At 38.2% G+C, this 12,879-nt stretch carries 6 protein-coding genes; all 6 read left to right on the forward strand.

Annotation, left to right across the window (positions count from 1 at the left end; translation table 11 throughout):
- Positions 1-3 precede the first annotated feature (3 nt).
- The 6 genes from JXR92_RS11605 (at position 4) to JXR92_RS11630 (ending at position 12,449) form a co-directional block, all read left to right on the forward strand.
- Positions 4-3,426 (forward strand): SusC/RagA family TonB-linked outer membrane protein, encoded by a 3,423-nt coding sequence (locus JXR92_RS11605; RefSeq protein WP_117599462.1) that lies wholly within the window; start codon positions 4-6, stop codon positions 3,424-3,426.
- A 21-nt stretch (positions 3,427-3,447) separates the two neighbouring features.
- Positions 3,448-5,100, forward strand: coding sequence for a RagB/SusD family nutrient uptake outer membrane protein (locus JXR92_RS11610; protein WP_117599463.1), 1,653 nt, complete (start codon positions 3,448-3,450; stop codon positions 5,098-5,100).
- A gap of 155 nt (positions 5,101-5,255) precedes the next feature.
- Positions 5,256-6,107, forward strand: coding sequence for a glycoside hydrolase family protein (locus JXR92_RS11615; protein WP_226791157.1), 852 nt, complete (start codon positions 5,256-5,258; stop codon positions 6,105-6,107).
- Positions 6,108-6,119: 12 nt separating this feature from the next.
- Positions 6,120-8,066, forward strand: coding sequence for a glycoside hydrolase family 97 protein (locus tag JXR92_RS11620; RefSeq protein ID WP_119961877.1), 1,947 nt, complete (start codon positions 6,120-6,122; stop codon positions 8,064-8,066).
- A gap of 23 nt (positions 8,067-8,089) precedes the next feature.
- The gene (gene bglX / locus JXR92_RS11625; RefSeq protein WP_117599465.1) at positions 8,090-10,375 is read left to right on the forward strand and encodes a beta-glucosidase BglX; all 2,286 of its coding nucleotides are present in this window, start codon (positions 8,090-8,092) and stop codon (positions 10,373-10,375) included.
- 64 nt (positions 10,376-10,439) lie between these two features.
- Complete coding sequence (locus JXR92_RS11630; RefSeq protein ID WP_117599466.1) at positions 10,440-12,449, forward strand: glycoside hydrolase family 65 protein; 2,010 nt, start codon at positions 10,440-10,442, stop codon at positions 12,447-12,449.
- Positions 12,450-12,879: the final 430 nt, after the last annotated feature.

The following is a 12,879-nucleotide window of genomic DNA, read 5'->3' on the forward strand; positions in this document are numbered from 1 at the left end:
GAATTGGCTAAAATTAGCAAAGCAATAAAGACAAAATATAATTATCAAATTTTTAAAACTATGAAAAATAAAAAGTATCCTTTTTTATTCTTTTTAATTGTGCTGTTATCTACTGGAATTGGTTGGGCACAGAACGAGAAAATAACGCTTCATTTGGATAATGTATCATTGGAGCATGTGTTAAGCAAGATCGAAGAGAAAACAGCGTATTCTTTTCAGTATAGTAAACAGGTGATTGATGTTCGTCAAAAGCGTACTATACATGTTGATAAACAAACAATACATAATGTATTGGAAACCTTGCTGAAAGGAACTTCTATTCAGTATCAAATCAAGAATAGACAGATTATACTGAGCGCAAAAAAAACGGTAAAGACCAATACAAAAATGTTGAAAGGTATAATCAAAGACCGTAAAACAGGGGAACCTATAATTGGGGCAAGTATCGCGGTGGAAAAGGAATCAATTGGCGCAATCAGCGATATTAATGGTAATTTTGCAATAAATGTTTCAGCAGATAAGAAAATTGTTGTTTCTTATATTGGATATGAGTCGCAAGTGCTTGATGTGCTGGATAAATCGTTTTTAGAAATTTATCTGAGTGAAGATATAAAACTCATTGATGAAGTTGTAGTTGTGGGTTATGGCTCTGTGTCGAAGAAAAATCTTACGACCGCTATTGCGCAAGTGAAAACTGATAAAATTTCACAAGCTGGTACCAGCCATGTTAACCAATTATTGATGGGACGAGCTGCTGGGTTACAGGCAACAGTGAATAGTATGCAGCCAGATGGAAAGGTGAATATATCAATTCGTGGAGGAGGAAATCCTATCTATGTAATTGATGGTATCGTTATGCCGAATAACGCCCTTAGTGGTAATTGTGGCCAAGTGGGTCTTCCGAATAATATCGATCGTAATGGTATTGCCAATTTAAATCCGGCAGATGTGGAGTCTGTAGAAATTCTTAAAGATGCCTCTGCGGCTATCTATGGTATTGGAGCTGATAATGGAGTTATATTGATTACTACTAAGAAAGGAAAAGAAGGAGCACCTAATATTGTGTATGATGGCAGCTATTCTTTTGTACGTAACTATCCATATCTAGATGTTCTGAATTCAAAAGAGTACATGGAGTTAGCTAATGTTTTCAATAAGGAAAACTATTTGTATAATAACAAGCAATATCCTTATGGAACAACTCCTTATGATGGAAAATGGAAACCCCAGTTTACTGAAGCGGATATGCAAAATGCAACCGATACGGACTGGAAGGACTTGGTATTACGTAATGGTTTCCTTACCAAACATAATCTGACGATTAGCGGAGGACACTCTAAATTTAAGTATTATCTAGGAGGAAGCTACCTGAAGCAGCAAGGTACTGTATCAAGATCTGGCATGACTAAATATTCAGTTCATGGTAATTTAGGTTTGGATTTGTTCCCTTTCTTGAACTTGACATCGGTTTTTAACGCTAATCAGAATACATATGATAATGGTATAATTGGTACTGATACAGGAAATCAGGGTGATGTTGCTCCTAGTGTTTTGACATCAGCTCTTCTGTATCCATCTTATTTGCCGGTGAAGCAGGATGATGGGAGTTATACAATTTTCCGTAATATTCCTAATCCCAAAGCAATGGAGGATATTGTGGACTATAGTAAAGAGAATGGATATAGTTTAAATTTCTCTATCAACGCGAAGTTGTATAAAGACATTCTAGTATTTAAAGGGGTATATGGCATGAATCAAGAAAATGTCAGAAGATCAACATTCATTCCATCCGATGTGTATTTTGCCAGAATGTATAAGTCAAGAGGAAATATTTACTCACAGCGTAGACAGACACAAACCCTAGAAGCGATGTTGTCATTTTCGAAATATATGTTTAATTTCGTACAAGTGGATGCCATGGCTGGTATGGGAAAATATTTGGAAAGCAATGAAGGATACGGTATCTCTTACGAAGATACACACGACATGATTAATGAGCATGATATTAGTTCAGCAAAAGGAAAGATATATCCAACTTCTCATACATTGAAAAATGAAAAAAGATCTCAGTTCTTTAAATTAAGCTTCGATGTCTTGGATAGATATGTCATTTCAGCGACCCTTCGTCGAGATGGAACCGATAAGTTTTTTCCAGGGAAAAAATATGCTTTGTTCCCTTCTGTTTCAGCAGCGTGGAAAATTTCAAATGAAAAATTTCTTAAGGATGTTTTTTGGATTAATTTGTTAAAACTGAGAGCTAGTTATGGTAAAACAGGACAGGATAATTTAGGTAGTTCACTTTATGGTGTTTATGAGCCTAGCGGATTTAAGGTAGGCTTCAATGATAATGGCCTTTTTTATGTACCTTGTGTCTCAATGGGAACTAATTATCCTGACGTAAGTTGGCAAAAAACTATCATGAAGAATATCGGTTTGGATTTCTACTTGTTCAAAAACCGAGTAAGTGGTAGTATTGATGTATTCCGCAATGATGTGACCAGCTTATTGGGCTATGCATCAACATCACCTCTTGCCATTTACCCAACTCGTCCTATAAATGGAGGCCATTTCTATCGTCAAGGATGGGAAATTATGCTTGATACTAAAAATATGGTCGGAGATTTTAATTGGAACACGCAACTGACTTTCTCGAAAACGAATTCGTTCTGGAAAGAAAGAATGCCGAACTATGATTATCGTAGCTATCAAAAAAGAAACAAGGAACCTATGAATGCCTACTATTACTATAAGATGACTGGTATTATTAACGCTGACCGCAGCAATATGCCGGAGTCACAAAAAACATTGCAGGCAGAAGCCCAACTTCCAGGTTGTCCAATTATTGATGATAAGAACAATGATGGAAAAATTGATGAAAATGATATCTACCTAAAAGATAATACACCAGATATTTATATTGGTTTTGGCAATACATTCACTTATAAGAATTGGGAGTTCAGTTTCTTCATGTACGGACAATTTGGAATCCTTAAGTCTAATATTGCGTATAGAGCTGCATTACCTGGTCCGTTAGCGGTAGACTATCCGGAAAATACTAACAAATATGCTTACCTGCTTTGGAACTCTCAAACCAATCCCAATGGTACTCGTCCTGGACTGGCCGTGGATCGCATGGGTGCATTGCCTGGAGGTGCTGGCGTTAATATAGACATGGAAAATGCCTCGTTTGTGAGAATGAGAAATATAACTTTATCCTATAATTTCAGGGATAAAATCTTGGGTAAACTCAAAAAATATGTGAAAGGCATTAAAGTTTATGCAGATGTTCAAAATCCGTTTGTCATCAGTAAATTTAAGGGCTTTGACCCCGAAATATATACAGGTGGGGGTGGAGCAAACAATGCATCCAGAGGCGAATATCCTCAAGCTCGCACATTCACACTTGGAACAAACATTGTATTCTAATTAATATTAATAACTGTGATTATGAAAAATATAAAATCCTTCATATTGTTTTTTATTACATCATTAGCCTTATCTGGCTGTGAAGATAATTTCGATCCTAAACTTTTCGGAACATTGAATCCGGAAAACTATCCTAAAACAGAAAGTGAATATGAAGATTACACGATGACGTGCTATATTCCTTTTACAACAACATGGCAGTATCAAATAGGAAACGATCCGGGTCAGCATAGTTTCTATATCCCTGAAGGGGGTATACTGAGAGTTTTTGAGGCTCCGTCTGATAATATGGCCGCATGGAACTTAGGCTGGGGTTCATGGATGAAACTTTCTCAAGCAGATTACAGGGATTGTGTCTACGCAGAACGTTCATGGGTGGGTGAGCATAATATCAACCATATTCCTAAGTTAGCCCAGATTACTCGCTTTACTGAGATTATCTCTACTTTAGAGCAGGCAGACGATCAAATTTTCAAAACAATCAGCAAGGAAAGACTGTTAGGTGAAGCTCATTTGTGTAGAGGCCTGATGCTTTATTATCTCATGCATATTTATGGACCATTGCCTGCAATTGTGGATAAGGATAATATAAATAATGAAGCAGCTTTGACTAACCTAGTCAGACCTTCGTTGGACGAAATGAGTACCTGGATTTATAATGATTTTCAGTTTGCTGCGGATAATCTGCCTAATGAAGTAAAGGAACGCGGTCGTTATACTTCAGATTATGCTAAATTTTGTATGATGAAACATTGCCTTAATGAAGGAGAACATATGACAGGCTATTATGATAAAGCCATGCAGATGTATCAAGAATTGAGTAAAGATAATCGATATAGTTTGTTTAAGAAGGGGGATAATCCTTATGTTGATATGTTTAAGGCTGCGAATGATTTTAATTGTGAAATCATTATGGCTTTAAGTTGTGATCCTTCTGCCAATGGGGACGTTAGTAGCGGTAATTTCTTTCCATTGTCTATGCTTGCTACGCCTAACGATGCTTCTAAAGTTGATGACAAGGGAAATCCTACACCTTTTAACTATCAAGGAGGTGGATGGATGCAGGCATACAATGTTTCACCAAAACTGTATGATAGTTATGAACCAAATGATAAACGTCGGGCTGTGATATTGGATGAGTATTGGGTCAATAATCAAGGCACGGTTACTGGGAAGGTGACCAAAGAAGATTTGGGTCAGCGATGGAGTGGATATATTATTTATAAGTACCCCATTGAAACTAATACGACTTTCCAGGGTAACGATTTTCCATTGGCTCGTTGGGCTGATGTATTGCTGATGATGGCGGAGGTAGATGTTAGGCGATCTAATGCTGCGCCTTCTTCTCAAGCTGTAGATGCTGTTAATCAAGTGAGAAGAAGAAGTGGTTTAAGTGATTTGTCAGCTCAGCAAACTGCCACCAAGGAGGCTTTCCTAGATGTCATATTAGATGAAAGAGCAAAAGAGTTTCTCTATGAAGGACATCGAAAAATAGATTTAATCCGCTTTAATAAATATGCACAAGCATGTTTCAAGGCTAAAGAAATGCTTCCTACTCATCAGTACATGCCACTTCCAAATTATTTGGTGGAACAAGCTAAATCGTACGGAAAGGATTTGAGTCAAACTTATAGTCGTCCTCACTGGGAAGATGATATTGCATTGGCTAATTAAAATTTAGATACATGAAATTTAAGGACTTACTTATTAGCACTTTCTGTGTATGCCTTGTCAGCATTTACTTTTCGAATGTTCAGGGACAGTCTCATAATACGCAATTTCAGGGAGGGTACCTTTTTGCCCATATGCGACATGAAGACTATGGGCATATGTACTACTACATAAGTAGAGATGCACGCAAATGGACTAAACTGAATAATAATCAACGAGTAAATGCTGAATACAGAGGACATCCTGATATAATCAAAGGTCATGACAATAGGTATTATATGATCGGTGTTTCAGAGAAAAACCAGAAACCATTGCTTTGGACCTCAAGTGATCTTGTAGTCTGGAGTATTGAAAAGGAACTTCCAGTATCTCCTTTTATCCTTACTGATAATTATTATACTGAAAGAAATTGGTTCGGTGCACCTAAATTGTATTATGATGAGGATTCCAGACAGTATATTGTTACGTGGCATGCAGCTAAAAAAGGAGCCAAAGGAGATGATGAATGGAGAAGCATGCGTACATATTATGTGCTAACTGAAGATTTTAGCTCTTTTTCTTCTCCAAAACGTTTGTTTGATTTTTCAGACAAGGATGAATCTGAGATGGCCACTATTGATGTCATAATCCGCAAAATTGGTAAAAACTACTATGCGGTTATTAAGGACGAAAGGTGGCCGGAAGATGGTGTACCTACAGGGAAATCTATTCGATTGGCTAAGTCATCATGCTTGACCGGCTCTTATGCTTTGATAAATCCAAAGCACCCTGTCACTACTCCCAGTACTTATTTTGAAGCTCCTATTCTCATGCCAAAACCCGATGGTAAGGGATGGATGATTTTTTCAGAAAGATATCCATACGAGTATGTACGTTTTGATGCTGAGCATATAGAGGCAGAAAAATGGGTAGTTTGTGATTGTAAGATTCCCGACTCCCGGCATGGGGCTATGGTGCGGTTGAGTGAAAAGGAGTATAATCACGTTTTATCATCATTCTCACAAAAATAATAAAACATGTGTATGAAGAAATATTATCTGTTATTGTTAATAGGGCTACTTGCTACGGCAGTATATGGCAAGAAAAAAATGACTTTGTTTTCTCCTGAAAAGACTATAAAAGTGGAGTTTTGTTTATCAGATAAGATTTATTATGATATTTACTATAATGATGAAGTTTTATTAAAGGACAATTATCTTCGCTTATTATTAGATGATGAAATTTTGGGAGATAACCCAAAGTTGTTGCGACAGAAGCGTAATAGCTTCTCAAAAGAGTTGAAGCCTGTAGTTCCTCTTAAATTCTCTTCTATTACGAGTTGTTATAATGCTCTTACTCTTGATTTCAAAGGTTATTCCGTTGAATTCTTCGCTTTTGATGATGGGGTAGCTTATCGTTTTATTACTCGTAAGACCAATAAGGTTGAGGTACTTGGAGAAGATTTTGCTATTTCCTTTCCAGAAGAGTATCTGCTCCATTTACAACAGCCTTCAGGTTTTAAAACACCTTATGAAGAAGAGTATACACATGTTACCTGTCAAGAATGGAAGGGTACGGACAAGATGTCCGTACTTCCCATCTTGATTGATACTCGCAAGCAATATAAAATATTGGTGGGCGAATCCGATCGTTTTGATTATCCTTGTATGTTTTTAAAGGGAAATGGTTATAATGGATTTAATGCCGTTTTCCCCAAAGCACCTTTGGAGTTTGCAGAAGATGGAAATCTGAGTATGAAAATTACTAAAGAGGCTGATTATATAGCAAAAACTGAAGGAAATCGGAATTACCCATGGCGTTATTTTGTTATTAGTAGCGACGATTCCCAGCTCATTGAAAACACCATGAATTACAAATTGGCTACTAAAAGTGTTCTTGAAGACAATTCATGGATTAAGCCAGGGTTGGCTAGTTGGGAATGGTGGCATGATGCAGCTCTTTATGGTCCAGATGTTAATTTTGTGTCGGGATGCAATTATGATACTTATAAATATTACATAGATTTTGCTTCATCCTTTCATGTTCCATATATTGTAATGGATGCCGGATGGGCTGAAACTGTGCTTAATCCTAACAAGCCCAATTCACAAATGCGCTTACCGGAATTGATTCAGTATGGAAAAGACAAGAATGTAGGCATTATCTTATGGCTATCGTGGGTAGCTGTGGAACAAAATTTTGATTTGTTCAAGACTTACGAAGATTGGGGGATTAAAGGGGTTAAAATCGACTTTATGGATAGAAGTGACCAGTGGATGGTGAATTTCTATGAACGTGTAGCTAAAGAAGCTGCTAAGCATCATCTCCTAGTTGATTTTCATGGATCTTTTACTCCTGGAGGTTTAGAATATAAATATCCCAATGTCGTTTCCTATGAAGGAGTGAAAGGTCTGGAACATATGAGGGGATGTTATCCAGATAACACTGTATACCTTCCTTTTATGCGTAATGCGGTAGGCCCTATGGATTACACACCAGGACCCATGATAAGTATGCAACCTGAACTCTACAGTGCTTTACGTCCAAATTCGGCGGGTGTAGGAACACGGGCTTTTCAATTAGCTACATTCGTTCTTTTTGAGAGTGGATTGCAAATGTTGGCTGACAATCCGGTTAATTACAGAAAAAATGAGGATTGTGCTCGTTTTATTTCACAGGTCCCTGTAACTTGGGATCAGACCAAGGCGCTTAAGGCTAAGGTTGGGGAGTATGTAATTGTAGCCAAGCGCAAGGGGAAGAAGTGGTTTATTGGAGGTATAACCAACAATGCAGTACAGGAAAGGAAATTTGAAATTCCTCTTGATTTTCTGGAAGAAGGGCGCTCTTATCGAATGAGTAGTTTTGAAGATGGCATTAATGCTAATCGGCAAGCTATGGATTATAGACACAAGCAGACTCCCGTTACAAAGACTTCGTCTATTACTATTACCATGAAGAGAAACGGTGGTTTTGCTGCTGTTATAGAATAAAAACAATAATTGTTAATCTGAATATGAAAACATATTGGCATTTTCTTCTAGCATTCCTTGTTGCTATATTAGGAGAAGCATGTTCCTCTCCTCGAATTGATGTAGCTGATAATCAAATGGATAAGTGTGTCAGTGATTTGATGGATCGCATGACGTTGCGTGAAAAAATTGGTCAGTTGAATTTGCCTTCTGGGGGTGATATCACAACAGGAACTGTGAAAAATGGAGAACTGAGTGAAATGATTCGTAAGCAGGAGATAGGTGGCTTTTTTAATGTGAAAGGCATCGATAAAATTTACGAATTACAATGTTTGGCCGTGGAAGAAAGTAGGCTGAAAATTCCCTTGCTTGTTGGTGCAGATGTAGTTCATGGCTATGAAACAATTTTCCCTATTCCATTGGCTCTTTCGTGTAGTTGGGATACGTTAGCTGTCGAAAAAATGGCTCGCATATCTGCTATTGAAGCTAGTGCAGATGGTGTGAATTGGACATTCAGTCCGATGGTAGATATTTGTCGTGATGCACGTTGGGGGCGTATAGCAGAAGGAAGTGGAGAAGATCCTTATCTTGGTTCTTTAATGGCAAAGGCCTATGTACGGGGATATCAAGGAAACAATTTACAACGGAACGATGAAATTCTTTCCTGTGTAAAACATTTTGCTCTTTATGGAGCCTCAGAATCAGGACGTGATTACAATACGGTAGATATGAGCCGATTACGAATGTATAATGAATACCTTGCTCCTTATAAAGCAGCTGTAGATGCCGGGGTGGGTAGTGTTATGAGCTCATTCAATATTGTTGATGGAATTCCAGCCACTGCGAATAAATGGTTGATTTCTGACTTGCTCAGAAAAGAATGGGGATTCAAAGGGTTGTTGGTTACAGATTATAATTCCATTGCCGAAATGTCTTCGCACGGTATTGCTCCTCTGCAAGAAGCATCAGCACGTTCTCTACAGGCAGGAACGGATATGGATATGGTATCCTCTGGTTTTCTGAACACATTGAAAGAATCTCTTCAAAAGGGAGAAGTGACTGAAGAACAAATCAATATGGCTTGTCGTCGTGTATTGGAAGCTAAATATAAATTAGGGCTGTTTGACAATCCTTATAAATATAGTGATACCCTACGAGCATCGAAACAGCTTTATACTACTGAGCATCGTTCTATTGCTCGCAGCATTGCATCTGAAACATTTGTTCTGCTAAAAAATGAGAAGTCATTGCTTCCCCTTTCTACTAAAGGAAAAATAGCACTGATTGGTCCGATGGCTAATGCACGTAATAATATGTGTGGAACGTGGAGTATGATGTGTACTCCTTCTAAACATCGTACGTTACTCGAAGGGATTCGTGATGCGGTAGGTGATAAAGGAGAAGTCCTTTATGCTAAAGGAAGTAATGTTTTCTATGATGAAAATCTTGAAAAGGCAGCTGCGGGTATGCGTCCATTGGACCGTGGAAATAATCAGACTTTATTGAAAGAAGCATTGCAGATAGCTGCCCGAGCAGATGTTATTGTAGCTGCTTTGGGTGAATGTACTGAGATGAGTGGGGAGTCTGCTTCACGAACTATGCTGGAAATTCCAGATGCTCAGCGTGACTTGTTAAAAGCATTAGTCAAAACAGGAAAACCTGTTGTGTTGCTTCTCTTCACGGGGCGTCCTTTAGTGCTAGTTGAAGAATCAGCTATTGTTCCTTCCATTCTAAATGTTTGGTTTGCTGGTAGTGAAGCTGGAGATGCCATTGCTGACGTGTTGTTTGGAAAAGTGAGTCCCAGTGGAAAGCTTACGACTTCATTCCCACGTTCTGTAGGGCAACTTCCGTTGTATTACAATAGTCACAATACAGGTCGTCCTGATCCGGATAGATGTACGTTTAATCGTTATACAAGTAATTATTTAGAAGATAGCAATGACCCATTATACCCATTTGGTTATGGATTGAGTTATACCCATTTCCGATATGACGATATGGTATTAAGTTCTAATGTTTTAAAGAAAGGTGGAAAAATAATTGTTTCTGTTACTGTTAGAAACGAAGGAGGTTATGATGGTTATGAAGTCGTGCAATTGTATTTGCGTGATATCTATGCCGATGTTGTTCGTCCGGTAAAGGAACTGAGGAAATTCGAACGCATTTTCTTAAAGAAGGGGGAAAGCCGTGAAGTTAAGTTTGTAATTGCAGAGGAGGATTTAAAATTCTACAATTCGAAATTGCAATATGTTTATGAACCTGGAGATTTTGAAGTCATGGTAGGTACAAATAGTCGGGACGTACAGTCTAAAACATTTTTTGCAGAATAGCTTTTATCTGTCTTCTTTGTATCATATTCGCTTTTAGAACATTAGTATTAGATATAATATAGTTATGAAAAAAAATATACTGTTAGCTTTGATATGGATAGTGTGTGGATTTACTTTTGTTCATGCCCAAGATCTGTTTTGGAGTATAAAGACATCAGATTATCATAGCACCTATTATGGTACTGCCGTAGGAAATGGAGGAATTGGTATTTTACCTTGGAAAGAACCTTTCTCTGTCAAGCAGGTAGTACTGAATCATGTGTTTGATGCAGGTGTTCCACATGATGTTAGTAGGCTGATTTGTGGTATTAACCCGTTCTGTATAGATATGAAAGTGGATGGGGAAGTATTGGATGGAAAACTTTTATCCGATTGGGAACAATGTATCAATATGAAAGAAGCCATACACCAGACTCGATTTGTTTATGCCAATAAGTTGGAAGTATCTTATAGTATCTGCGCCTTGCGCAGTATGCCTTATGCAGGTTTGGTGAGAGTGAACGTAAAAGCTTTAGATCCTGTCGGCTTGTCGGTGGAAAATAGTGCTGATGTCCCCGATGATTTTTTGCAGCCTGTAGTGCACCGGAAGAGTATTAAGGATTTTGGACTCAATTTGAAACTTTTACGTACCTCCGCTTTGACTAGGCATAGAAAACTGCAGGTCTCTGCTACTTCGACTTTCATTTTTGAGCATGAAACGGAAGTTACAGAGACTGGTAATGGTCGAAACGTATTTACAAAGGATCTAAAGAAAGGAGAAACATTTTCTTTTGCTTTGTTAGGTGCTGTCTGTACGCATCGTGATTTTATAGATCCTTGCAATGAATCCGATCGAGAGGTTATTTATGGAGCTAAGGAAGGGGTTGATAGGCTGATGGATTTACATTTGAAACAATGGAATGAGTTATGGGAAGGGGATATTCAAATTGTAGGTGATGCCGAAGCGCAGCTTGCCGTGCGTTTTGCTCTTTTTCACTTATATTCAAGCGCTCGTTCAGGTAGTCGCTTGAGCATACCACCGTTCGGATTGACATCGCAAGGGTATAATGGACATATTTTTTGGGATACGGAGTTTTGGATGTTTCCTCCTATGCTTTTTCTCAATCAGGGAATAGCACGCTCAATGATGGATTATCGTACCGATCGGCTGAAACCAGCGTGTCAGCGGGCATTTAGCTATGGTTATGATGGTGCCATGTTCCCTTGGGAAAGTGACGATGCTGGTGAGGAATCATGTCCTACTTTTGCCTTGACAGGTCCTTTTGAACATCATATATCGGCAGATATTGCTATTGCTGCTTGGGATTATTATTGTATGAGCCGTGATATGCGTTGGTTGCGAGAAGAAGGATATCCTCTGATGGAAAAAGTGGCTGAATTCTTGTCAAGCCGTGTGGAGCAGAATGAAGACGGTTCTTACTCAATTTGCAATGTAGTTTGTGCCGATGAGTATGCTGAGGGGGTCAATGATAATGCATTTACCAATGCGGCTGCGATGTGCGCTCTGCAAGATGCTTCCAAAGCGGCAGTTCTTTGTGGTGTAGCACCCCCTGTTTCTTGGAACATTATTGCAGAGAGACTGCGAATACCCAGATTCTCAGATGGAGTGACTAGAGAATATGATGGATATGATGGTCAGGTTATTAAACAGGCAGATGCGAACTTGTTGGCATATCCGTTAAAAGTCATAACTCAACCAGAGGAAATAAAGAGAGATTTACTCTACTATGAGCCCAAAATCGATAAAACAGGGCCTGCCATGTCTTATTCTGTATTGGCTCTGCAGTATGCTCGGTTGGGTGATGGTGAGAAGGCCTACGAATTGTTCGTGCGTAGTTTCCGGCCAAATCAGTTGCCGCCTTTCGGGGTAATCTCTGAAGGTGCAGGAGGAACAAATCCTTATTTTACTACTGGGGCAGGCGGATTGCTTCAGATGGTGATTAATGGTTTTTGTGGTTTGGACTTGACCGATGAAGGTATTAAACAGTTGCCTTCAGCACTGCCTAGGCATTGGAAGAAAATCGTTGTAAAGGGAGTGGGAGCAAATCGCAGAACATATGTCCGTGAACAATAAATACTCTTCATGAAAATATAGTTTTTGATTTAGTGCATGATTAGCTTAAAGAGTTTCAATAGGAAAGGCCTTTAAAGATGTTTGCATTTTCTATGTTTAGTTTTAAAGAATCGGTTTCTTTTAACCGAAGTATTGATTGTATGAAGCGAATTCTTTTTTCCCAATTATATACTTTAATATACTAATTTTAATTCTATCTATTTATATCTTATTTCAATAGGGGAAATCTTTTAGGTTTCCCTATTTTTTATGCCTGTTTTCAAGTGAATCGAAAAGTTAGTTCTGTTAAACTTTGTTTCTAATATCATGGATAATAGTCGAAATTCGATAAAAAATCGGTTTTCTGATACTGAAAACCGATTTGTAAAGGTTAAATAATGCTCCTTTATGTAAATCAGCCAATTTTGGTAAAAAGTGGTAAATAAATACT

The sequence above is a fragment of the Bacteroides parvus genome, from assembly GCF_017309675.2.
Classification (GTDB): Bacteria; Bacteroidota; Bacteroidia; order Bacteroidales; family Bacteroidaceae; genus Bacteroides; species Bacteroides uniformis.